General features: G+C 64.8%; 21 protein-coding genes. 9 read left to right on the top strand and 12 right to left on the bottom strand.

Going from position 1 to position 23,340, the window contains the following annotated elements:
* Positions 1-38: 38 nt before the first annotated feature.
* Positions 39-1,046, top strand: a complete 1,008-nt coding sequence (locus ASF79_RS15960) for a LacI family DNA-binding transcriptional regulator (RefSeq protein ID WP_055856904.1) — start codon at positions 39-41, stop codon at positions 1,044-1,046.
* 71 nt (positions 1,047-1,117) lie between these two features.
* On the opposite strand, the gene ASF79_RS15955 is transcribed toward ASF79_RS15960, so the two are convergent.
* Both ASF79_RS15955 and ASF79_RS15950 read right to left on the bottom strand, forming a co-directional pair.
* Entirely contained in the window at positions 1,118-2,845 is a 1,728-nt protein-coding gene (locus ASF79_RS15955) for a sialidase family protein (protein ID WP_235500793.1), read from the bottom strand.
* A gap of 39 nt (positions 2,846-2,884) precedes the next feature.
* Positions 2,885-4,690 carry a carboxylesterase/lipase family protein gene (locus tag ASF79_RS15950; protein ID WP_082495992.1) on the bottom strand — a complete coding sequence of 602 codons (1,806 nt, stop codon included), beginning with the start codon at positions 4,688-4,690 and terminating at the stop codon, positions 2,885-2,887.
* A gap of 85 nt (positions 4,691-4,775) precedes the next feature.
* Here ASF79_RS15950 and ASF79_RS15945 point away from each other — a divergent pair, with 85 nt between their 5' ends.
* The 5 genes from ASF79_RS15945 to ASF79_RS15930 all read left to right on the top strand — a co-directional run bounded on the left by ASF79_RS15945 (position 4,776) and on the right by ASF79_RS15930 (position 7,395).
* Entirely contained in the window at positions 4,776-5,417 is a 642-nt protein-coding gene (locus ASF79_RS15945; protein WP_055856892.1) for a TetR/AcrR family transcriptional regulator, read from the top strand.
* A gap of 117 nt (positions 5,418-5,534) precedes the next feature.
* On the top strand, positions 5,535-6,734 hold the full coding sequence (locus ASF79_RS15940) for an EAL domain-containing protein (protein ID WP_055856888.1): 1,200 nt from the start codon (positions 5,535-5,537) through the stop codon (positions 6,732-6,734).
* A 62-nt stretch (positions 6,735-6,796) separates the two neighbouring features.
* Positions 6,797-6,919 (top strand): hypothetical protein, encoded by a 123-nt coding sequence (locus ASF79_RS17820; RefSeq protein WP_268751151.1) that lies wholly within the window; start codon positions 6,797-6,799, stop codon positions 6,917-6,919.
* The gene (locus ASF79_RS17815; protein WP_268750591.1) at positions 6,912-7,046 is read left to right on the top strand and encodes a hypothetical protein; all 135 of its coding nucleotides are present in this window, start codon (positions 6,912-6,914) and stop codon (positions 7,044-7,046) included. Before ASF79_RS17820 ends, ASF79_RS17815 begins: the two co-directional genes overlap by 8 nt.
* A 37-nt stretch (positions 7,047-7,083) precedes the next feature.
* Positions 7,084-7,395 carry a hypothetical protein gene (locus ASF79_RS15930; RefSeq protein WP_055856883.1) on the top strand — a complete coding sequence of 104 codons (312 nt, stop codon included), beginning with the start codon at positions 7,084-7,086 and terminating at the stop codon, positions 7,393-7,395.
* A 71-nt stretch (positions 7,396-7,466) separates the two neighbouring features.
* Here the strand turns inward: ASF79_RS15930 and ASF79_RS15925 are convergent, their stop codons facing one another.
* The 3 genes from ASF79_RS15925 to ASF79_RS15915 all read right to left on the bottom strand — a co-directional run bounded on the left by ASF79_RS15925 (position 7,467) and on the right by ASF79_RS15915 (position 10,082).
* Complete coding sequence (locus ASF79_RS15925) at positions 7,467-7,949, bottom strand: GNAT family N-acetyltransferase (RefSeq protein ID WP_055856882.1); 483 nt, start codon at positions 7,947-7,949, stop codon at positions 7,467-7,469.
* Positions 7,950-8,314: 365 nt separating this feature from the next.
* Positions 8,315-9,508, bottom strand: a complete 1,194-nt coding sequence (locus ASF79_RS15920) for an FAD-dependent monooxygenase (protein ID WP_055856878.1) — start codon at positions 9,506-9,508, stop codon at positions 8,315-8,317.
* A gap of 106 nt (positions 9,509-9,614) precedes the next feature.
* On the bottom strand, positions 9,615-10,082 hold the full coding sequence (locus tag ASF79_RS15915) for a MarR family winged helix-turn-helix transcriptional regulator (protein WP_082466407.1): 468 nt from the start codon (positions 10,080-10,082) through the stop codon (positions 9,615-9,617).
* A 115-nt stretch (positions 10,083-10,197) separates the two neighbouring features.
* Between ASF79_RS15915 and ASF79_RS15910 the strand changes: the two genes are divergently transcribed.
* The 3 genes from ASF79_RS15910 (at position 10,198) to ASF79_RS15900 (ending at position 13,292) form a co-directional block, all read left to right on the top strand.
* Entirely contained in the window at positions 10,198-11,673 is a 1,476-nt protein-coding gene (locus ASF79_RS15910) for a hypothetical protein (protein ID WP_055856874.1), read from the top strand.
* Between the two features lie 170 nt (positions 11,674-11,843).
* Entirely contained in the window at positions 11,844-12,803 is a 960-nt protein-coding gene (locus tag ASF79_RS15905) for a hypothetical protein (RefSeq protein WP_055856871.1), read from the top strand.
* 198 nt (positions 12,804-13,001) lie between these two features.
* Positions 13,002-13,292, top strand: coding sequence for a 2Fe-2S iron-sulfur cluster-binding protein (locus ASF79_RS15900; protein ID WP_055856868.1), 291 nt, complete (start codon positions 13,002-13,004; stop codon positions 13,290-13,292).
* Positions 13,293-13,486: 194 nt separating this feature from the next.
* Here ASF79_RS15900 and ASF79_RS15895 read toward each other — a convergent pair whose 3' ends face one another.
* The 7 genes from ASF79_RS15895 to ASF79_RS15865 all read right to left on the bottom strand — a co-directional run bounded on the left by ASF79_RS15895 (position 13,487) and on the right by ASF79_RS15865 (position 23,320).
* Entirely contained in the window at positions 13,487-14,980 is a 1,494-nt protein-coding gene (locus ASF79_RS15895; protein ID WP_055856863.1) for a dihydrolipoamide acetyltransferase family protein, read from the bottom strand.
* A gap of 87 nt (positions 14,981-15,067) precedes the next feature.
* Positions 15,068-16,048: an alpha-ketoacid dehydrogenase subunit beta gene (locus ASF79_RS15890; RefSeq protein WP_055856859.1), complete on the bottom strand. Its 981-nt coding sequence runs from the start codon at positions 16,046-16,048 to the stop codon at positions 15,068-15,070.
* Positions 16,048-17,169, bottom strand: coding sequence for a thiamine pyrophosphate-dependent dehydrogenase E1 component subunit alpha (locus tag ASF79_RS15885; protein WP_055856856.1), 1,122 nt, complete (start codon positions 17,167-17,169; stop codon positions 16,048-16,050). Before ASF79_RS15885 ends, ASF79_RS15890 begins: the two co-directional genes overlap by 1 nt.
* 31 nt (positions 17,170-17,200) lie before the next feature.
* A complete protein-coding gene (locus ASF79_RS15880; RefSeq protein WP_082495991.1) occupies positions 17,201-18,307 on the bottom strand; it encodes a histidinol-phosphate transaminase in 1,107 nt (368 codons plus the stop codon).
* Positions 18,308-18,538: 231 nt separating this feature from the next.
* Complete coding sequence (locus tag ASF79_RS15875; RefSeq protein WP_055856851.1) at positions 18,539-20,476, bottom strand: hypothetical protein; 1,938 nt, start codon at positions 20,474-20,476, stop codon at positions 18,539-18,541.
* A gap of 13 nt (positions 20,477-20,489) precedes the next feature.
* A complete protein-coding gene (locus ASF79_RS15870) occupies positions 20,490-22,640 on the bottom strand; it encodes a hypothetical protein (RefSeq protein ID WP_055856848.1) in 2,151 nt (716 codons plus the stop codon).
* Positions 22,640-23,320 carry a hypothetical protein gene (locus ASF79_RS15865; RefSeq protein ID WP_156366302.1) on the bottom strand — a complete coding sequence of 227 codons (681 nt, stop codon included), beginning with the start codon at positions 23,318-23,320 and terminating at the stop codon, positions 22,640-22,642. Before ASF79_RS15865 ends, ASF79_RS15870 begins: the two co-directional genes overlap by 1 nt.
* Positions 23,321-23,340 lie beyond the last annotated feature (20 nt).

Here is a 23,340-nt window from a genome sequence, read left to right as displayed (position 1 = left end):
CGATATGCTGGCGAGACCGTTTTGAAGGAGGCGACCGCATGCCCGCTACACTCCGTGACGTCGCCGAGCGTGCCCGGGTATCCATCCGCACCGTGTCGAATGTCGTGAGCGGCTATGAGCATGTGAGCGAGCAGATGCGTGCCCGGGTCAACAAGGCGATAGATGAGCTCGACTACCGACCGAACCACGTCGCCCGCACCCTACGAACAGGGCGCACCGGCGTGCTGGCACTCGTTGTTCCCGAGATCGACGTGCCCTACTTCAGTCAGCTCGCGCGCGACGTGATCAATGCGGCGGGCGAACTCGGCTACCGCGTGATGATCGACCAGACCGGCCATGATCATCAGCGCGAGCGCGACCTTTTGACCGGCGGCAACCGTTCCATGCTGTTCGACGGCGTCTTGTTCAGCCCTCTTGTCACAAAAGCCGAGTTGAGTGACATGAATGGTGATGGCGGCACACCTCTGGTCTTGCTTGGAGAGCACGACTTCGACGGACGATTCGACCACGTCGCCATCGACAACGTGCAAGCGGCACACGACGCCGTTATGCATGTGACCGGTGCGGGCAGGACGCATATCGGGGCACTCGGTGCGCAACCGGCCGAAGGCTATGCCACCCCGCAGCAGCGCTCAGCGGGCTACCGCAATGCTCTGCACGATTCCGGCCTGGACTTCGTGCCAGAACTCACGCGCCCGGCCGCGCACTACAGCCGCACCGAGGGGTATCTCGCCACCCGCGACCTCCTGGACTCGGGCCGCGAGCTCGACGCGATCTTCTGCTACTCCGACCTCCTTGCGATGGGCGCCATCCGTGCTGTCTTCGATGCCGGCCGACGAGTGCCGGAGGACATCGCCGTCATCGGAGTCGATGACATCGAGGAGGGTCGGTTCTCACGACCGACCCTCAGTACGATCTCACTCGATACGCCTTACATCGCATCGCAGGCGGTCTCCCGAGTCGTGGAACGAATTGCAGACCCCGGCCGAGAGGCCGTCGAGGTCGTCGCACCCCATCGCCTCATCGTGCGGGAGAGCACCGCCTGAAGACGACATCTGCGCACGGACGGTCTATGCCCCGAACGCGCACGTCCGGGGCATAGACCTCGTTGAGCGGCTCAGGCGGGAAGGCTCCACACCTGGGTCGCCAGACCATTGCAGTCATAGATCTGCAGATCGGTTCCATCGGTGTAGTTCGCCTGCGGAACGTCGAGGCACCTGCCGGACTGCGGATTGCGCAGACTTCCGTTCGGCTGCGGTACCCACTGCTGGGCGCCGGCGTTGGGAAGACAGTCCCACAGCTGCACCGGGCTGAAATTGGCGGTGCCGTTGTTCGAGATATCGAGACACTTTCCAAACGAGCGAATAGTTCCGTTCGCTGACACCGACCACCGCTGACCCTCCGCAATGCCGCAGGTATAAAGCTGCACGACGCGTCCTGCCACCGCGGTGTTGGTGTCGACATCCAGGCACTTGCCCGTGGAGGTCTTGATAGCGCCAGTGCGGCCGGTAAGGCTACCGATTCCGAACTTCAGTTCGCACTGCGTACCCTGCTTGAGCGTTGCTGCGAAATACACGAAGCCGGTGCCGTCCTCACGCGGTATCGCGGGCGTCGAATAGCCCGGGCACGACGGCGCGCCTGGCGCGTAGCCACCCGTAGGATTCACCGTCACCGGCGCCTCCAGTTCAGTCCACGGGCCCACGCCCAGGTTCGTGTTCTGAAAGAGAACGGTGCCCGATTCAGCAAGAACGGTCTTGTTTCCGGTGGGCCCGGACACAACGCGTTGGCCCGAGATCAGCAACGTTCCGTTCGGACCTCCGCCCGACGCCCATGACACGTAGGGCGTGTGAAGCAGCTCGCGTGCATCGGACGTCGCGACCAGCGTTCCCGCGTTGCCCAGCGAGCCCCAGTTGAGCCCGTCATCGCTGAACTTGATGTAGACCTCGCAGGCGTGATCGGGGTTGGTAGCGTCGCGGCACATCTCGTACGACATCACGAACTGTCCGTTCGGCAGCTCGGCGAACGTCTGCATGCCAGGACGGCGAAGATTGTCGGCGGGGAAAGCGACATCCGGCGTGGCGCTTGCACTCCACGATGCGCCACCGTTCGTCGATGTGTAGTGGCCGATGCTCTGATTGTTCGTCGCCGAGTTCGCGGGTCGCTCGTCAGAGATGAAGCAGGCGAGCGTGTTGTTGTCAGCGACAAGGAAGCTCGGCTCCCAGATGCCGTGCCCGATTGAGTTCGGAAGCCCGGAGGTCTGGGTGCAGTTCGATAGGTAGCTCCAGGTCTGACCCTTGTCTGTGCTACGGAAGACTTCGACCTTCTGCTGCGTGTAGTTCCCCGTGGACCACGCGGTTCCCGCCGCGAGAATGTCTCCCTGGTTGAGGCCCGGAATCGTTCGAGGCACCTCGAAGATGGTCGGCGCTTCGATAGTCCAACCGGTCGTGTTCGACGAGATCGACGAGATCTGACTCCAGCTCGCCCCGGCGTCTGTGCTGCGGTAGATCGGCATAGTGCCCGGACCGTTGTGACCGCTCTGCGCAAACGTTGCGAGCATCGTCTGTGCGGATGAGCCGTCGTGGTCTACCCGGATCGCGCGCGGGTAGCCGACCGTGCCGGAGGGAAACGCGCTGAGATTCGGAGAATACAGAACTTGCCCCGCCTGCGCGGCGTCCGCGGCAATTGGAGATCCGCTCACGGAACCGGCGATCATGACTGCACCAAACAATATGGCGGTGATTGCAGCGATTCGTGGCTCGCGCCTGAGGCGTTCGAATAACGACATTATTATCCTTCGATTGGAGAACGCGCCAACGCACTGATCACTATGTCCAATCTTTGCCAACGTTGCAACCGCCAGTTTTCGGCGAGATCGGCGACTTCGTCATCCAGATCGGTCGAGCCAGTAGTCGACAGCCTGCGGGGAGGGGCGCGGGGCGACAGAGGTGACGTCACCGAACTCGAGCACGACATCCGGAGCCTCTTGCACGGAGGGCCAGCGATCGATCCCCGAATGGTTCGGGTCGTGTCTGGAGGTGAAGGCGATCCACGACCCGGTCATCTCTGATTCGAGTCGGTAATCGACGTCTGTGTATTCGGCGTCGCCGTCGGCGCCGAGGTTGCCGTAGGCGTACATCACCTCCGAGCCGTGATAGGCGCCGTACTCGAGAAGATCTGGATCCGGTGGGGTTCGAGTGAAGTAGTAGGCGTAGACGGGAGCGCGCCCGGTCTGGGCGGCCGCCATCGCCCACCGTCGCATAGGAGCGGTCATCGATTGATCCGTGCTGGCGCGGATACGTGATGCGACGACCTGCTCGGGGTCGCGTCCGGGATACAGCTCGAGAAAAAGGTTTGCATCATCACCGTGCTCGTCACGGACTTCCTGCACGTAGGTCTCCGGATTCGAGTCGATCCCGCTGATCCTGTCGAGGGAGGTTTCATCCTTGTTGCTGCCAAGCAGAAGCGGGACGTCGTTCTGTCGACCCGCGTCGTATATGGCGGATGGCGTCTCAGGCAGTACGACATCGTCGATGGATGGCCACCAGTGCGCCGTGAGGCCGCTGGCTGCGGACGCGATTCGTGCCGCGGGCATCGCTCGCATCTCGGCGAGAGTCGCACCGCCGAGAGCATCGCTGAGTTCGCGGGCTGCGTCGCGGGCTCGCTCGGCACTGTCGTACAGGTCGCCGGCTTCACGGTCGCCTTCGGTTCCCAGGCATCCCCCGCTCTCCCCGATGATGCCGTGAAGGAGACCGGCCGCCAAAGGTGATGCACCGAGGATGCACGCGCTGCCCGACCCGGCCGATTCTCCGGCGACGGTGACATGGCTCGGGTCGCCACCAAAGGCGGCGATGTTGTCGTGCACCCAGCGGAGGGCCGCGAGCTGGTCGAGGAGCCCCTGATTGCCCGGCGTCGAACCGCCGAGTGCATCGTCGGAGAGGAACCCGAACACCCCGAGCCGGTAGTTGAGGGTGATGACGACCGCCTCTTGCCCTGAAGCGAGAGCGGTGCCGTCGTAAGCAGGCAGGGAGCCCGAGCCCCCGACGAACGATCCGCCATGCAGATACACCAGCACGGGGCGAGGATCAGCCTCGGATGCCTCCGCCGGACGCCAGACATTCAGCCGAAGGCTGTCCTCGTCGACTGCGTAGCCTCCGAGCAGCGTCTCTTCGAGCGGCAGGTGCAGCAAGCGGGTCGCGGCTCGCGTGGTGAACGTGGGTTCGTTCTGGATGGCTGACGGCCCGAAGTCGTCCGCGATCAGGGGTTCCGTTCGCACGAGCGCCGGAGCCGGCGGACGCCATCGCAGGTCTCCGACCGGTGGAGCGGCGTAGGGAATCCCCGCGAAGACGTCGACCTCGGCATCGTCGTCCCGAAGTCCGATCACGTCACCCTGCGCCGTCGCGACCGGGTCCGTGTGCGGACCATCGATGGTCCGCGTTCCTGGGATCGGGCCCGCTGTCAGGGCGACGGCAACGACGAGACCCGTCACCGCCAGCCAGGCCGCTCCACGGACGAACCACCGACGGCGCCTCCAGACCCGAGCTGAGAAGTACGCCCCGGTCACGACCCCGCCGACGAGGATCCATCCCCACCATGGCGCGCCATTGAGCCAGGCGAGAGCCCCGCCCATGAGCGCGACAAGAACCAGGGGTATCCATCCGCGAACGTTCCACGTGCGTTGCCGATCATTCATCCGGAGCCCTCTCAATACGATATGTACTCAATGCATATCGTATCGAAAATCGCACGGGCCCGTCCACGACACGTAGGCTGACGCCATGAACGAGGGCGAGCCCACTCCGGTGCGGCGCAGAAGCGAGACTCGTCGACGACTCCTGTCAGCCGCGGCGACATTGTTCGAGGCGACCGGCACGATCACACAGAGCGTCGAAGAGATCTGCAGTCGTGCCGGCTTCACACGGGGAGCCTTCTACTCGAACTTCTCGTCGGTAGATCAGCTGTACCTCGCTCTACACCAGGAGCAAGCGGCGATTGTCTGGGAGCGGCTCCACACCGCTCTCGACAAGCAGTTGGCAGAGCCCGGACGCGAAGCAACCCTCGACGACGCGGTAGGCCAACTTCTGGGCTCGCTCCCCGCCGGGCGGGAGTGGTTCTCATTGCGCGCTGTACTCTTGGCGAAAGCGGCAGCCGACACGTCCTTCGCCGAGAGCATGATGATCGATGACGAGCACGTCGCCGACGAGTTGGGCAGCCGATTCATCGCTCTTGCCGCAGCGCACGGGCGAGTTCCCGTCGTCGAGCCGTCCCTCCTGGCGAAGGCCGTCGTGGCCGCGCACGTGGGAGCGGTGAGTCAAGCGCCTGTCGATGTCGACCCGACCCGCACTCAGCGCGCCGCCGTCGCCGGGGTCATCCGAGGACTCACCGTCGCCGAATCGGAACCGCCGCTCCCCGCTGAGTAAGAACGCTCTGAATAGCGGTGCTTCATCTCATGCCGAAACATGCTCCCAACCGTCGCGCCGGGCCCGGGGCTGAGACACGAATAGGTGATCTCCCGTGACTCCTGTCTTAATAGGAGCATGCAGACATTCGGTATCGATCGTCTGATGACCCATTTCCAGCCCGTGGTCGACATCGATACCGGTCGGGTCGTTGCTCACGAGGCGCTCAGCCGTGCGTCGTCGTACGGGGTGCCGGTGGCGCCGGATCGACTCCTGCACGATGCCTATCAAAGTGGCAGGGCCGACGATCTCGACTCGCTCTTCATCGAGTCCGCCCTGCGCGCCGCGGCAGCGCAGGGGCTCCTCACACCGCACTCCCTCTTCGTGAACGTCGAACCGATCAGCCTTGCCAACGGATTCATCACCGCGCCACTGCTCAGCGCTCCCCCGCTCGTCATCGAGATCACCGAGCGGGCTCTCACCGCCGATCCGGGAGCTCTCCTGACCGCCGCGGCCGCCCTGCGTGCCGCCGGCCACCTCATCGCCATCGATGATCTGGGCGCCGAACCCGCCTCGCTCGCCCTTCTCCCGCTGTTGGCACCCGAGATCGTGAAGCTCGACATGAATCTCATCCGCCGCCAGCCCGACCGCACCACCGCGGCGATGATGACCGCGGTCGCGGCGTACGCCGAGAGAAGCGGTGCCCTCGTTCTGGCCGAGGGGGTCGAGACCGCTGAGCACATCACGAGGGCGCGGGCGCTCGGCGCATCCGTGGCCCAGGGCTGGCACTTCGGCAAGCCGAGCGAAACCGCAGAGGATGCCCCCGGCGTCACCGTTCGATCGTCGGGGCCGGGCCGGCACAGCGCGATACGAGAACGCGATTCGAGCGACGTCACTCCATTCGGCGTCGTCGCGGCGAGCACGCCGTTGCGCGTCGGCGACCGCGCCATGCTCGTGCAGGTCAGCATCCTTCTCGAGGAGCGAGCCCTGGCGGCCGGCGACTCGGCGGTGCTGCTCTCGACCTTCCAGTCCGAAGACAACATCACCGAGAACACGCGGCGGCGTTACGACCGCTTGATCGAATCCGGATGCCTGCTGACGGCCTACTCGACCGGCGCGTCGGCCGCCCTCCCGCATCCGGCCCGCAGTGTGACGGTCGACGATGCCGACCCGCTGGCCGCCGAGTGGGACGTCGTTCTGCTCACCGCCGACTACGCCGCCGCGCTCACGGCGAGGGAGATCGACCCGTCGCGGCATCGCGAGGGCCTCTACGAGTTCGTGCTCACCACCGATCGCGACCTCGTCACCCGCAGCGCGCGGGCTCTGCTCGCACGTTGACTCGTCAACCCCTGACGCCATCGGGGCGACGGGCGTAACGTCGCGTATGGAAAGGAGCACGCATGACGACGAATGAATCCAAGAAGCCGGATGCCGAAGAGATTCCCGATGGCTCGGGATCTGACGGAAGCAACCCCGAAAGCGGAGAAGACACCGCATCAGGAGGAGGAGCAGACGATGAGTGACCCTCGCCCCGAGCACACCCCCAAGCCCGACGAGATCGACCCCGAAGAGGGAACCGAGCCAGATGGGACTCCCGTGGAGAACCCCTCCGGCTCGTGGGCTGCACAGCCCGAGCTGATCGCGGCCTAGCGCCGCCTTCACGCACGAAGAAGTCAGAACGAAAAACGTGTCTGAGACGGGGTCTGTCGACGACGCTCACTGGCTGGTCATCAATGGCCGCAAGTGGCGTCGCACAGACCCCGTTCTCGATGACGACACTCTCGCTCGGCTGAAGAGTCACCTCGGCCGGGGTCGCTCCGGCGTGCGCACCGCGAAGAAGGCGGGCGACGACGAGGCAGTGGCCGCAGCTCGTCGGCGCACCGGCCTGGCGAAGCACGGCCTGGGCGAGCGCGGCCCCTACTGGTGGGACTCGCCCGAACACGACCGGATCGATCGGGCGAACGACGCTCTGAGGGAGCTCGACGCTCTCGACGACTGACCCGCGCCCGCGCTATTACAGGGCGGATCGCCACCACGCCGCCGCCCAATCGAGGACAGACCGCCCCTGCGTCAATACGTCCTGTCGAACGTGCGGGATCGAACCATGTGCACCTCGAACCCGTAGGGCGGGTCCTCTCGCCTCTGCCCGTCGAGACAGAATCCGTGGTGCTCATAGAAGCGTTGCGCTCGCGCATTGCCCTCGAATACCCACAACTCTGCGGTGGCTCCCCGCAGGCTTTCGGTCAGTAATCGCGTTCCGAGCCCCGAGCGCCAGTGACTCTGCCGCGTATAGAGCGAGAGCAGTTCCGTTTTCGGCGTGATGGCAACTCGGGCAAAGCCGACCACTGCGTCATCGTCGACGGCAACGAGCACCTCGTCGCTGGCTATGCGCTCCGCCCACCGCGCAGCGCGAGAATCCGCAGGCTCGTCGTGGCGTCGACGCAATGCTTCCTCATCGATCATCTCGCCGTACGCCTCGTCCCACATGGTGAGGCTGACCCGCGAGAGCTCGCCGGCGTCCGCGGCCGTGGCGGGGCGAATGAGAGGGTGCATCAATCCATCGTGACATCAACGAGCTGCACATGATCACGTCGTCCGTCGTCGTGGACCCGCGCATCGGCGCAGATTCAAAGCTCACGAGCGCGTGCTGGTAAGCAGCCGCGTACCGTGGCCCGCTAACTGAGGACACTTTTGTCCCGGACCCCTGAGACGGATCAAGTTGCGCAGCACTCACGCTGCCCCGGGATTATTGTCCTCCCGTGGAGCGAGCATCAACCACGAACTCGACGAACTCGACGCTCTCGACGACTGAGCCCCTAGTTAGCTATTACAGGGCGGATCGCCACCACGCCGCCGCCCAGCCGAGGACACGCCAGCTCTTCGTCAAAACATCCTGTTGAGCGCGCCAGCGGCGTCACTTACTCGTCGGCGTCGCGAAGTGCAGGAAGAACCTGCTTGGTTTCCGCGACTCGGGTCAGCTTTGCCGCGATAGGCCTCAACAAGCGCGACGCGATCACCTTGTCGACGACCCCGCGGGCCGCCAAACCGAGTCTCGTTTGCGGGTAGGCGAAGTATTGGAGCCCCCGAGGCAGGCTCTGAACGTCGTCAACCAGCGGGCGGAGCCACTTCTCGTACGAGGTGAGGGCCGTCTCGAAGTCGTGTGGATTGGTCGACAGGTAGGCGGCGAGCACGTATCCACTGGTAAGCGCGAGGGATGCGCCCCCGCCGCCCATAGGGGTTACACACCAGCCAGCGTCTCCCGCCATCACGACACGGCCTCGATGCCAGGTGCTCATTCGCACCTGGGTCAGCTGGTCGATATAGACGTCGTCAGACGTATCGAACGCGTCCAAAATACGGGACGCTTCCCACCCTGCATTCTGGTAGCGGGCCCTGACGACCGAGAGGGCGCCGGCTCGGTCGAGGCCCTTGAGGTCCTCCCCGCGCGAGTAGGCGAGAATCGCACGGATGGTGCCGTAGTTGTCGGGCCGGAGATGAATCTGTCGCCCGCCGATCGCGTTGTACCAACGCCACCGATTGTCGTCGGTCGGGGTGCGCGGAATGGTGCCGAACACCATGTTGACGCCGAGCTCTTTCTGGTCGACCACGTCGCCGAAGAGCCTGTCTCGGGTGGCAGACCGCACACCCTCTGCGATGACGAGCAGATCCGCTCGCAGTGACAGCCCGCCGACCGTGCTGATGTCCACGGCGTCGAACACGTCCGAGACCTCGGCGATCGTGTCGCCGTAGATGAATTCGACACCATCCGGCAGATGGTCGAGGATCGTGCGGGCGAAGTCGCCTCGCAGCACCTCGAGCTCGGCTGTCGCTCCGTCTTCACCGCCGAAGGGCAGTTCAGCCTTGACCTTGCCCGTGGAGGTGACCAGCACGGTGCCCATCTCCGTGGTGTTCTGCGTTTTGACGGCATCGAACAGTCCCATGCGGGTGAGCACCTCGCGAGCGATTCCGCGTACGTCGACATTCTGGCCGCCGTCGCGAAACGCGTTCGCGCGTTCGATGACGGTGACGCGCCAGCCGACCCGGCGAAGCCAAAATGCGGCGGAGAGCCCAGCGATGCTGGCTCCGGAGATCACGGCGTGGGATTCAGGCATGTCATAACTGCTTTCTGATCGGTTCTGCGTGTGCAGAAGATCAGTATGACACGTTTACTTCACCGTGAAGTGACTTCTTTATGAATCAATCTGGCAAGTGGACGCGTCAGCGGCGCGCATTGCGCAATCTCTTATTGGCCTCGTCAATGCTGCTGGTGATATCGCTGAGGAACCCTGCGATGATGCGAGCCGATGTCGGATCCAGGGCCCGCAGGCTTTCCTCGAGTCCACCCCCCGCCTGCGCGGCGAACTCGCCGACGCTCGCAGCAGCCTGGGGTGTCGGACGAAGCGTGACGATGCGGCGGTCGTCACTCTCGCGACTCCGCGTCACCAGTTCACGGCGTTCCAGCCGGTTGATCAGAGCATTCGTCGCACCCGACGTCAGCCCGACATGCCGAGCGAGGCGTGCGGGTGTCATCGGCTCCCCCTCGCTGGCAGCAATCGCGATCTCGGCAAGACCGGCAGCATCCGACGCGGGAAGATCGATGGATTCACCCATGTGACGGGTGAGCTCGCCGTACCCGACGATGAAATCACGCAGGAGCTCGCCCACTCGATCCTGTTCATCCGTCATGGGGCAATGATCCCACGCCTCAGACGGCGAGGTGACTTCATAGTGAAAGAGGGAGTGTTCCTAATATGGCTGCGAGCAGCTTGTCAGCGCTCCCGCACTCTGCGACCGTTGAGCCATGCCCGCCCGCGACGATGACACCGTGCGCATCGGCACGCATCCAGGCCTCGTCAATCTGCGCTTCATCGTGCTGTCTGCGGGCACCATCGGTGCCCTGCTCGGCTCGGTCGCGTCGATTCCCTTCGACGTGCTCGGCGCGGGCGAGCTGAGCTGGCCCCTCGGAGTGCTCTCGGTCTGGCTCCTCTTCACCGCCGGACTGCTGCTCGGCGTGAGCCTCGCCTACGACGTCATCGAGTGGAACCCCAGCGCACAAACGGTATCTCTCCGCCACCATGCACTCTCTCTGCGTCGCCGTACCGTGCCGCTCGACACGATCACCGAGGCGCGGCGCTCTCTCTCGTCGGCCTCGAACGGCGCCGACTACGTCGTCTATCGCTTCACCTCCACCTCGGGCGCGACCTCGCGCGTGCTGGTCAAAGGCACCCCGATGAAAGGCTTGGATGCGCCCGACCTGCGTCGGCTCGCTGCTTTCGTCAGCGAGCTGCAGCTCGAGGTTCCGGATGCCGCGGCGCCAGCCGCTCGCGCCGGCTCGCGTGACGCACGCGCTCGCGCGGGCGACGGCATCCCGCCCCTGACCGAGCGCCAGCTGGCCGCAGCGGTCTCGCGCACGACGGGCGGAGGTTCGTCGCGGGTGAGTCGAGACACTCTTCTCGATGAGCTCGACACGCTGATCCGGGCGGCGGAGTTGAGGGGTCCGCAGGGGGTCATCAGCCCGAACGACCCCACTGCGTCGACCGCTCATGGCAAGGCAGAGCGCGCGGAGCTGCCCTCGCGGGCGAAGGACCGGCGGCCGTTCGGCGGCATCCGCAGCCTGATCGCGATGCTCAGAAGCGAGCGGTTCGACCGCGAGTGTCTCGACGACGATGCCGAGGCGCTCGAGGTTCTGGCTGCGAATCCGTCGCCGACGGCGCGGCTGCGCGGGGTGCTGATGCGCGCGCTGGTGGGCTGCATCGCGGCGGGCCTACTGGTGATCGCGGTGGCCGTGGTGCTCGAGGTTGTGGGGTCGCGGCTTCTCGGCTCCGAGGCGAACGACGTCGTCGCCCTGCTGGCGCTCTGCGCGATGCTGCTCTCGTTCGTTCTGTACCTCGGCTGGTGCGCCGCGGCCGACGCCGACGTGCGCCACCGCCGCAAGCTGGCGCGATCGTGGATGGCCCGGCGCGACGACGGCGAGCGTGAGCGAGGCCTGGCCGAGCCCTTCGTGGCGGCGTGGGAGGCGCAGGAGCTTCGGCTGCGGGTGGCCGGGGCTGCGATCGTGATCATGATCGGATCGACCGCGATCGTTGCCGCCGTGATCGTGTTCGTCACAACGACACTGCCGCTTTTGACGAGCGTGGGAATCCTCGTGAGCGGGGCGGCCCTCACCGGAGCGGGCATCGCGCTGTTCGTGGGGATCACCCGCCGGCGCAGGGCAGACGCCGAGGAGCTCGTGTACCTGGGCGGCCTCCGGCTGCTGCCGCCCGCGCGTCAGGAGTGAGCCAGCGGGGCTAAGTCAGCACAAACGGGTGGACTCGCCGGGCAGGAGCGCCCACTCATCGGCGCGTCGACGAAATCGTGCTGACTTAGCCCGCCCGAGCCCTTCGACAGGCTCAGGGAACGGATAGGCGAAGATGGTCGCATCACACGATCAGCGATAGGAGCGCCATCTTGAATGCAGCGAGCACCCTGACCGAATACCTCAGCACCCTCCCCGCCGATCGACGTGACGCGTTCGACGAACTGATGTCTGCCGTTTCAGCGGTTCCCGTGCCCCCGTCGAACAACTCCTTCGTCTTTCTCGCCGGGCAGACAGCGCACCCCGAATTCGACGACGCCGAGTCTGTGTTCTGGAAGGCCGTCGAGCAACTGCAGCTGCGCAACGCCGTGAGCGATGGCGAAGTGCCCCTGGTCTACTGGGGTTTCCACTCCATCGACCTGTTACTCCGCCGCCGTTCCAACGGCATTCTCGTCACCGATCGCACGGTCTACCTCGACGACGTGGGCAACAGCTCAGCCCAGTTCGCGATCGAGAGCATCGACCCCGCCACCATTCGGGTGGCGGGCGAATCGCTCGAGGTGGGCGGCGCATCCATCGGTCTCGCGCAGATCGCCGGCATGCTCGAGCCGACAACCGCTTCGGATGCCGCCGCCTACGTCGCCGCCGTCGTCACGGCCGTGCAGGCGGCGGGTCGCTCCGTCGCCGGAAACGGGAGTGCAGCCAGCGCTGAGACCAGTCAGACAGTCGAGCAGCTCGTTCTCGCGAGCCGGATGGGCTCCGACTTCAGGCTTCCTGCTCGCCCCAAAGACGCCAAGGCGCTGAACAAGCTGTCGGCCAAGTGGAACCTTCCCGCCGACGAGGTGCTGCTCGTCTCGCTGTCGAGCGCCACATTCGCGGGTGTGTACGGCATCGCCATCACGAACAAGGCGGTGTACTCCAAAGACCTCATGGAGCCGCTGCTCCGCACCGCGTTGGAAGACGTCGAGGGCTTCGTCTGGGAGGCCGAGACGAAGACCTTCCGGGTGTCGAACGATCACGCTGCCCCGACGCATCCGGCCATCACCGACGACAACCGCGACTACGCGGCGAGCCTGCTGCACAACCTCGCCCGCGCGGCGGCCCGCGAATAGAGGCCGCCGAGCCCCGTCGAGCAGCGGGTGAGGAACGAACCCCGCGCACTGCGTTACGCTTCTCGAGACTTCGACGCGGCGCAAGCAAGCGCGCGCTCGTGTCGAGCAACTCAGTTCTCACCGCGGCAACCGACGACGCCGTTCCCTCGGCCTCTGTTGCCGTACCGATCGATCCCTTCCAGGAGTAAGCGAGTAAGCATGGAGAGCGACACCGGCAATCCACTCGTCGTGGAGTTCGACGGCGAACAGCACGAGCTGCTGTGGCCGCCAACCGTTCCGCTCGCCGTCTTCTTGAAGTCCCGTGGCATCAAGGTTCCCTACGCGTGCGGAGAGGGCTATTGCGGCGGGTGCATCGCGCGCCTGACCGGCGGCAGCGTGACCATGGCCATCAACGAGATCCTCGACGACGACGATCTGGCGAACGACCTGATTCTCGGCTGCCAGGCAGTGCCCGACGGAGACGAGCCCATCTCGGTCCGCTACGACTGAGCGCCGCCGCGAGAAGCACCGCTCTGCGCTGATCGAGTAGCGGCGCGACGAAGGAGCCCGCGTATCGAGATCACCAGCGTGGTCTCGATACGGTCGCTGAGCGACCTACTCGACCAACGCAAGGAGTTCACCCCCGTGGTCTCGATACGCTTCGGCCGCAAGCGGCCTCTGGCTACTCGACCAGCGCAACGAACCTAGTCGAGCAGCAGCGCCGGCTCCTCGATGATGCTCGCGACGTCGGCCAGGAACCGGCTCGCCACGTCACCGTCGACGACGCGGTGATCGAAGCTCGCGCCCACGGTCGTCACGAAGCGCGGACGCACCTCGCCGTCGACGACCCACGGCTTCTGCTTGATCGTTCCCAGAGCGACGATCGCGACCTCGCCCGGGTTCAGAATCGGCGTGCCCGTGTCCATGCCGAACACACCGATGTTCGTGATGGTGATCGTGCCGTTGGCCTGATCCGCCGGCGAGGTGCGCCCCTCGCGCGCGGTCAGCGTGAGCTGCTCCAGCGCCGTGGCGAGCTCGAGCAGCGACATGTCCTGCGCATCCTTCACGTTCGGAACGATGAGCCCCCGCGGCGTCGCAGCCGCGATGCCCAGGTTCACGTAGTTGCGAACGATGATCTCCTTGTCGGTCCACGCGGAGTTCACCATCGGGTTGCGGCGCACGGCCCAGATCATCGCGCGCGCCATGATCAGCAGCGGCGAGACCTTCACGCCCGTGAAGTCGGTCGACGTCTTCAGACGCTTCACGAACTCCATGGTGCGCGTGGCATCGACGTCGACGAACAGGCTCACGTGCGGCGCCGAGAAAGCGGAGTGCGTCATGGCCTTCGCGATCTGCTTGCGCACGCCCTTCACGGGAATGATCTCTTCACGCGTGTCGGCCCACTGCGGCGTCTCGATGTTGTGGAACACCTTCGCCTGCTCCGCGTGACGCACCACGTCGGCGCGGGTGATGTCGCCGATCGGGCCCGTGGGCTGCACCTCGGCCAGGTTCACGTCGAGGTCTTTGGCGAGCTTACGAATCGGCGGCTTGGCGATGATCGGCAGTCCGGTCAGCACGGGCACGCGCGCGGCGCGGGTTGCGGATGCCTGCGGCTGGCTGCTCGAGGCGGGCGCCGCGGATGCCGTGGCCGGCTTGGCCCCGGCCGTTGCGGCGCCAGCGCGGCTGGGCCGGCGGCTGGCGACGTGGCCCTTGATGCCGTACCCGACGAGGACCGCACCCGAGGAGCTGTCTGATTCCTTCGAGACGGAAGCGGCGGCATCCGCTCGCACCTGCTCGGCTTCGACGACCGCGGGCGACGATGAGGCGGGCGGCGCGACGTGGTGCGCCGTGGGCGCGGGCGCGGCGGGAACCGATGCAGGCGCCGACGCAGGCATGGCCGCCGAGGTGATCGGCGTCTCGAAGCCGGGCATGGGAGCGGGCGCGACGGCGCCGCCGCCCGAGGAGTTCACGCTGATGATGGGCGTTCCCACGTCGACTGTGTCGCCCTCGGCCACGAGCAGACCCTCGACGACGCCCTCGAACGGAGAGGGCAGCTCGACGAGCGACTTGGCGGTCTCGATCTCGACGAGAACGTCGTTGATGGCGACGGTGTCACCGGGGGCGACGCGCCACGAGACGATCTCGGCCTCGGTGAGGCCTTCGCCGACGTCGGGGAGGTTGAAGTGCGAGGTGGTCACGATGCCATCCTTTGCGATTGGAACGGGCCCTTCGACAGGCTCAGGGAACGGCTCGTTCCCTGAGCCTGTCGAAGGGAATTCATAGGTCTAGAACGCCAGCGACCGGTCGACCGCTTCGAGGATGCGGTCGACGTCGGGCAGGTACAGGTTCTCGATGCGAGGAGCAGGCATGGGAACGTCGAAGCCCGACACCCGGATCACCGGAGCCTGCAGCGAGTAGAACGCCCGCTCGGCGACGGTGGCCGCGATCTCGGATCCGACGCTGACGAAGCCGGCGGCCTCCTGGCACACGACCAGGCGGCCGGTCTTGGTGACCGAGTCGAGAATGGGTGTGTAGTCGACCGGGCTCAGAGAGCGCAGGTCGATGACTTCGAGGCTCACTCCCTCGGTGGCGGCGAGCTCGGCGGCCTGCAGCATCATGGTGACCATGGCGCCGTGGCCGACCAGGGTCGCATCCGTGCCCGTGCGCGCGACGCGACTGGCGTGCAGCGGCGAGGCCGAGGCATCCAGTTCGACCGGGCCCTTGGGCCAGTAGCGGCTCTTGGGCTCGAAGAAGATCACAGGGTCGTTCGACTCGATCGACTCCTGGATCATCCAGTAGGCGTCGTTCGGGGTCGACGGGCTGACCACGCGCAGGCCGGCCGTGTGCGCGAAGTACGCCTCGGGGCTCTCCATGTGGTGCTCGATGGCGCCGATGTGGGCGCCATAGGGGATGCGGATGACCACGGGCATGCGCAGGGTTCCGCGGCCGCGGTTGGTGAGTTTGGCGAGCTGCGTGGTGATCTGGTTGAAGGCCGGGTAGACGAAGCCGTCGAACTGGATCTCGCAGACCGGACGGTAGCCGCGCAGGGCGAGGCCGATGGCGGTGCCCACGATGCCCGACTCGGCGAGGGGCGTGTCGAGCACGCGCGTGGAGCCGAACTCGGCCTTGATGCCCTCGGTCACGCGGAACACTCCTCCGAGCGTTCCGATGTCTTCGCCCATGAGCAGCACTTTGTCGTTATCGCGCATGGCTTTGCGCAGACCCGCATTGATGGCCTTCGCCATGGGAAGTTCTTCGACAGCCATTACTTGTCTCCTCCGAACGACGCCTCGTAGTTCGCCAGCCAGGCCTTCTGCTCGGTGATGAGTGGGTGCGGCTCGCTGTAGACGTGGTCGAACAGGTTGTCGATCGTGGGGTTGGCCAGTTCGAGCGTGCGCTTGCGGATGTCCGCCGCGAAGTCGGCTGCCTCTTGCTCGACATCGGCGAAGAAGGCCTCGCTGGCGCCCTTGTTCTTGAGGAACGTCTCGAAGCGCAGAATCGGGTCGCGGGCGACCCAGTGGGCCAGCTGCTCGTCGGTCTGGTAGCGGGTGGGGTCGTCGGATGTCGTGTGGGCGCCGATGCGGTACGTCATGGCCTCGATATAGCTGGGCCCCAGGCCGTTGCGGGCGTCGTCGAGGTGCTTGGCGCTCACCGCGTAACTGGCGAGCACGTCGTTTCCGTCGACCTGCACGCTCGGAATGCCGAAGCCGCGCGGGCGCAGGTAGAGAGGGACTTTTGCTTGGGTGCTCACCGGAACCGAGATGGCCCACTGGTTGTTCTGCAAGAAGAAGACGGTGGGCGTCTGGTAGCTGGCGGCGAAGACCATGGCCTCGTTCACGTCGCCCTCGCTGGTGGAGCCGTCGCCGAAGTAGACGACCACGGCGGTGTCGGTGTCGGGATTGCCCGTGCCGACGGCGCCGTCGAAGTTGACTCCCATGGCGTAGCCCGTGGCGTGCAGTGTCTGCGTGCCGAGCACCAGGGTGTAGCCGTGGAAGTTGCCGTTCTTCGGGTCGTTCACGTCCCACCCACCGAGGGTGGTGCCGCGCATCAGGCCGACGATGCCCATGAGGTCGACTCCGCGGATCTTGGCGACGACGTGCTCGCGATAGCTCGGAAAGATGTGGTCTTGCGCGCGGGTGGCGCGGGCGGATCCGACCTGCGCGGCCTCCTGTCCGTGGCTCGGCGGCCACAGGGCCATCTGCCCCTGCCGCTGCAGGTTGGTGCACTCGGTGTCGAAACGCCGGATGACGAACATGTCGCGATAGAACTGCTCGTGTTGAGCGTCGCTGAGCGCCTCTACATAGGGCAGGTACTCGTCGCTCCCGGCGCTGGGAGCGAAGGTGCCGTCTGTGGCCAGAAACTGAACCGCGGGCGGAGGAGTGGTCATGGATGAACCCTCTTGTCTTTCGCTTGTATGCCTACGCTATCGGGTGCGTCGAGGGGCCATCTGAGAGGGTAGCCACAAGCTTTGACGACACAGCGATGAGTTTCTCTACAGATTCGTGCTCGCCGATCGAAATCCGCACGCCCTCGGGGTGGAACGCGCGTACGACTATTCCATTTTCGGCATATACCTCGGCGGCGTGTGCGGTGTGCTCGCCGGTGGGTAGCCAGATGAAGTTTCCCTGCGGCCTCGGGGCGTCCCAGCCCTGGTCGATGAGCGCGGCCCAGAGGGCGTCGCGCCGCTGGGCGATGTCGCTGACGCGTGCCTGCAGCTCGGTGTCGTCGTTCAGAGAGACGGTGGCGGCGAACTGCGCCTGGTCGGTGATTCCGAGCGGAATAGCGGTCGTGCGGGCGGCCTGCAGGATGGCGGCGGGTCCGATGCCGTAGCCGACCCGCAGGCCGGCCAGTCCGTAGGCCTTCGAGAAGGTGCGCAGCACGACGAGGTTGGGGTAGTGGCCGAGTAGGGCGGCACCGTCGACGGCATCCTCATCGGTGACAAATTCGGCATAAGCCTCGTCGAGAATCACGAGCAGATCGCTCGGAACGGCATCCATGAACTCTTCGAACTCGGTCTGGGTGACGATCGTTCCGGTGGGGTTGTTGGGGCTGCACACGATGATCAGGCGCGTGCGCTCGGTGATGGCGTCGAGCATGGCCGGCAGGTCGTGCCGGTGGTCGTCGGTGTTGGGAACCTTGACACTGACGGCCCCGGTGAGTGTGGGCATCCAGGGGTAGGCCTCGAACGACCGCCACGAATACACGACCTCGTCGCCAGCGCCGGCCGCGGCCTGCACCAGCTGAACGAGGAGCGACACGGAACCCGCCCCGATGATGACCTCGTCGGCACTCACGCCGAACCGCTCGGCTAACTTGGCGGTCAGGTCGGGGGCGGCGGCATTCGGATAGCGATTGAGCGAGGCGCTCGCCTGCTGCACGGCCTCGAGCACCCCGGGCAGCGGCGGAAAGGGGTTCTCGTTGCTGGAGAGCTTGAACCCTCCCTCTATAGAGGTGCCCTGCTTATATGGGGGCAAAGCGAGGATTTCGGGGCGCAGCTTGACGGGGGGAATGGAGGAGTCACTCACTGGGTCAGTCTATGTTGCGGCGAACACCAGGTGCCGGCGCTTCTCAACGCGTCAAGATTCGGCCACAAACCCATCGAGCTGTTCAACGAGGTGAAGGCTGCCGCCGTCAAAGGACCCGACTCCGCCGTCATCACTTCGAAACGATCACCACATCCGCAGCAGCTGTCGAGGGCTACGTAGGTGAACATTCGCATCAGCGCGTTTGGTAAAGTTGTGACCGTCACCTTTCCATCATTTCCTCCGAGTAATCCGCTTCTTGGAGGTCGCGGAAGGCGGGGAAACATTCGCCTGAAGTCGGACAACAACAAGGGCGTGCTGTCGCGAGGTAGCGTCGAGCCTCAGGGGGGTTACGTGAAATATCCCTTTGATGTCACGGCGGATATCTCTCGGGTAGTAGTCGGCCACAACAAGAACTGCGACGGGGATGTCGGTCACGGCGTACTGGACCGCCTGCGTGCCGAAGTCGGCGACGAGTTCGCCATCGGAGCGATCCCGGTCGACTGTCTTTACCTCAATGTAGATCGTGCAGCGCCCGGCGAACCTGACTGCGATGTCTACCCTGCCACCTGCAACGTTGGGCAATTCAACAGCCGAATCTCGACCGGCCATCACCAGTTTGACGTTGAGGTCGTCCGCTAGTTCGTGCTCATCGGGCCAGGGCTGCCCTCGCACCATCCACGGCGGCAGTCTGCTAGACGACTGACTGATGTTGAGGTGGTGGCTGGTGTATCGAATGACCTCAGTGAGGAGTACCTTGAGTTCGGTGCGAAAGGCCCCGGTTCCTCCTTCGGCGTGCTCCTCGCACTGGGCCAAGAGGCTGAACAAAAGGTCGTCCTCTGCGAGGTTCAACGAGCGGCTTTGGACCGCTATCTCCTCCAAGACCGGGACTAGGGACGGTTCAGCGCTCGCCGCACGTTCGAGCTCAGAGAAGGCGGCGTCTGTCAGGCGGAGGTTCTCGCGAATCACATCCGGAAGACGGAGCGACTCGCTACCTGCTTTTTTTGGGGGCGCCTCCTCCAATCGAGCAAGGAGCCGCGCCACGGCCCCTCGGGTCGCTGAATCGACGGGCGCGGCATTCGCCGTCAACCACCGTTTCAAGTGAGTGACGACTGAGGCATTCCCATGGGCGATCTCCTCGATGCGTGGCCATACGAGCTCGCGCACGCCGATCTGAGGCGCTGGCGCGGTAAGGCCCGGATTAACGACAAGCTCCATGGTCTGCTCGGCAGCGAACGCATGAGCCAGCGCGACCAATGTGGTTCCGGTATCAAACCATTGGTCGTTCTCCGCAGTCCGGAGCTGCACCAGGAGGTCCAGCCAGGCACCGGTCGTACCAGCGCGAGCTCCACGCCAGCTCCGCTCTACCCCTCGGTAGCCATCGAGGTACCCGTACACCGCGTCGGCAATGGCGTCGAACCGCTCATCGGTGACGGCATGGCCCGATACTTGGTCGGCGACACCTGCGACAACGGCCCGAAACGCAGTGGCATCGGGTCGAGCGTCGTCGAGACACGCGGCGCTGAACCAGCGCACTGCGTCGTCGAGTTCTACGCGCGCGGCGTCAAGATCGATGGACGCAGCTGCGGACGCGATCTTCTGGAAACCAAGTTCCATCGCTGCGTCCGCATCGAGCGAGTCGTGCGATGAGAGTGCCGTCAGAGCGCTAAGTAGCTCAACGTCGTCCCACATTGAGCAGGCGGCACCGAGCGCCCGAACAAGTGGCGCAGTGGCATCTGCTGCTTCGCTCCCGACGTAAAGCAATCCGCGCAACTGGAGTGTGTTGATGGTCCAGCGCCCTAGCGCCAGACGCGTCCACCCCTCTAGCGCAGTGTCCCTCTCAAATCCCTGTCCGCCAGCACGCGCTTTGAATGCGCCTTCGAGGTCAGATGCGATCCGTGGAAGCACCGACTCGGCAGCGAGCAGCACGTTATACAAGTCACCGACTGCAAGCACTGGGACGGCGATCGCGGCGTCGATGAGTAGCGCGCCCGCAGCCTTCTGATCTTCAAGGTCTGTCCACTCAGCGCACAGCGCTACGGCCACCTCGACTACTCGGGTGTCGCGAACCAGTTCGTCAGACGACGCATAGATCGTCTGCTCGCCGCCAAGACTCGTGATAGACGGAGTTTCCCCCAAAGAGTCAAGGAAGTCGAATACAGTACGCGTCACAAGGAACTCGTCCTCACCACATCAGGTCTTCGGTGGTGGGCCTTTGAATGGCGTCGTCCGCGAGGACAGCAGCCACCAACTCACTGTGGGCCGTGCTTGTGATGATCTGAAGCCCGTATGTCTGTGCCACCCGAAACAGCTCGCGCAGCAGCAGTTCGCCGTTTCCGCGGTTGAGCTCCTCGGTGGCGAGAGAGTCGACGATGAGAAGTCCCGGGTGGCGGCCAAGACCTGATGTCGTGCCGACGTCCAGAAGTGCAACGACAAGAGCGATCTTTAGGCGGAGCTTTTCTCCATCGGTGAGCTTCCCGAACGGGGTCTTCTCCCCACCCTTCACGACTGGGAGCTGCGCGTTCGCTTGAAGAGTCGCCTTCTCGAGGTTGCTGATTCCTAAGCTCTTGCCGAGCGACGTGATTTGTGCACTCACCGAGGACAAAGCCTCCGAGAAGACGTTCTTCGCGGAGACACCCGCGAAAGCCTCGGCCGCCTCGAGGACGCGTGCGTCGGTCGTCAACGCTTCCTCCTCGGGGTCTTCGTCGAACGGTTCGGAACGCTCCTGAATACGGCCATCGAGCACCGCGATCCGGCGTTCGAGAGCACGACGCTCAATAGGGTCTCCATGAACATTATTGATGACCTCTGACGCGCGCTCGAACTCGGTCTCGGCAGCCTTTGCCTGCGATATCGCGTCGTCGTAAAGTGCGGAGAGGCGGAGCGAGTCGGCAGTGTGTTGGGTGACTCGCTGCCCTGCCATCGTCACGGGATCGAGATCATCATCGATGTCGTCGCCTTCGACGGCGCCCACAGCTGTGTCCGGCGCCGCGCCGGCTTCATCTATCGGATTGTTGCAAAGGGAACAAGAGCCTTCCTGCTCCCTCTGCCACTGCTCGGGTTGAACTTTCGCGTCGCATCGCGGGCAACAAGACGGCTTCAGCGCGTGCCAAAACCGCTTAGTGACGGCCGCCTCCTTGAACGCCGTGAGATCCTGCTCCGCCGCATGCAACTCTCGCTCCGCAGACCCATACGCGAGGGCGGAATCTGACACGGCGCGCTGGGTCCGGGTAAGCGCAGCCGTCGCGGCCGTCACAGCCGACAGCGCCGCCTCAACCTCCTCCGCAGTCATACCTGACACGGGGATGGATTGTAACTCTGACTCAGCTTCGACTTTCTCGGCGCGGAGTACCTGAGCGCTGGCCTCTCGCGATTCCGAGTCGCGATTGCGGCGCCGATGGATACCGGCGAGCCGGCCGTCCACCGCCTTTTTCTGCGCCCGGGCACTCAACTTCGTCGCGCCCCACTCCGTTGCGAGAAAGGTGTTGAGCACATTCCTCGCATGGAAGGGTGACTCGCCGATGACGGAGGACTCACTTGGCTTCGTGATGGCGAGCGCCTGCGACCAGAGATGCCAGCCGTGGTCGACAAGATTGCCGTCATCGGCGTCGGTTGCGCCTGCGACACGGGTCCACTGCGTGAGTGCATCGAGGCCGAGACGCTGAAGCATGAAGTCACTGACGGAAGACTCCATCTCGTCATGCCCGTCGAAGCTGTCGATTGTAAGAGCGCCCTCGTTTAGGAGGCGCTCGATCAAGCCGTCAACCGGGGCCTCCAGGCCGGAGAGGGACTCCCCTGCCGTGGCGGCCTGGTCGCTATGTTCGGTCATCACGGCGATTGTGGCAGCACTGAAAGCGTCGAGCCCAGGTCCGACTGCGACGGGGAGGACGAGGATCTGTCCCTTGGGCACCCCGTCGTCCACCCTCCACGCGATCAGAATCCGCTCGCCGCCGATAGTCAGCAGCAAGCAGACTTGGCGCAGCCACTTCTGAACGTCGCCAGCCACCTTCGACGAGCCGCGCAGGCCCCACTTGAGGATCTCGAGTGTCGAACTTTTTCCGGCATCATTCTTCCCGTCGCTGACGAAGGCGGTCACGGGGGTGGCGAAAGAACGGTGGAAGGAGAAAGGTACGAACCGACGAGCCTCCTCGTCCACATCGGCGAGAAGATTCTTGACGCCAGCAAAGTGGATCGCGTCGACCCGCAGCTGGCGCCTGGTCGGAACTGCCTTTGGCCCGACGACACCGTATCGCGTAAATACGTCCGTCACGAGGTCGCGATCTGTCTCTGCGTTCTGTGCGACAGTGTCCACCCAATCCGCGACGATTTCCTCCATCAGTCCACCACCACCTTCAGCGCCAACGCGCGACTTCGTACACGTATGAGAATCGAGGGAATGACATCCCCGTGCGCCGTGTCCACGTACTCAGACTGCAGATACTGCCGGCGCTTGGCGGTCGCGCCCATCGCAGCATCGGCAACGAGCCCGATCGCCGTAGCCTGCTGCACGTACCAATCCAGCTCCGGGATGTCCGCTCGCATCGCAGCGATCGTGTCTCGTCCCTTCTGCAGCAGGAAGTAGTCCCTCCGTGAGAGGGCGCCTGAGTCAGCGGCACGTCGATGCTCGATCTGTTCGTAGAGCTTTAGCACCGCGAGAGCGTCGTCGATGAACTCGTACGCGCCATATATATAACGCTCCATCGGGTAGGTGTGCAGGTAGGGTGCATCACCGTCCAACATTCGGACGACGTGCGGCTGAATCTGATCGAAGGAGACCAATCCCTGCTCGAACTCGGTAAGCAACTCGTCTGCGAGGTAGTCAGGATTCCGAAGCCAGAAGTCGAGCTTTTGCAGACGGATCAGCGACGAAACGACGGCCACCGCATCCTCAACATCACAGGATGGCGAGACAGGTGTCCCGAGAACGTCGAGCAGCACAAGCACCCGCGTCGCGGTTTGACTTGTCGATCCGCCGCGGCGGCGTGCGTCAGACGGCGGCATAAAAACCACGGGCATCGATGCCCCCCCCCCCCACA

This window comes from Agreia sp. Leaf335 (assembly GCF_001423605.1).
GTDB lineage: Bacteria > Actinomycetota > Actinomycetes > Actinomycetales > Microbacteriaceae > Agreia.
This window is presented reverse-complemented; position numbering and strand designations above follow the sequence as displayed.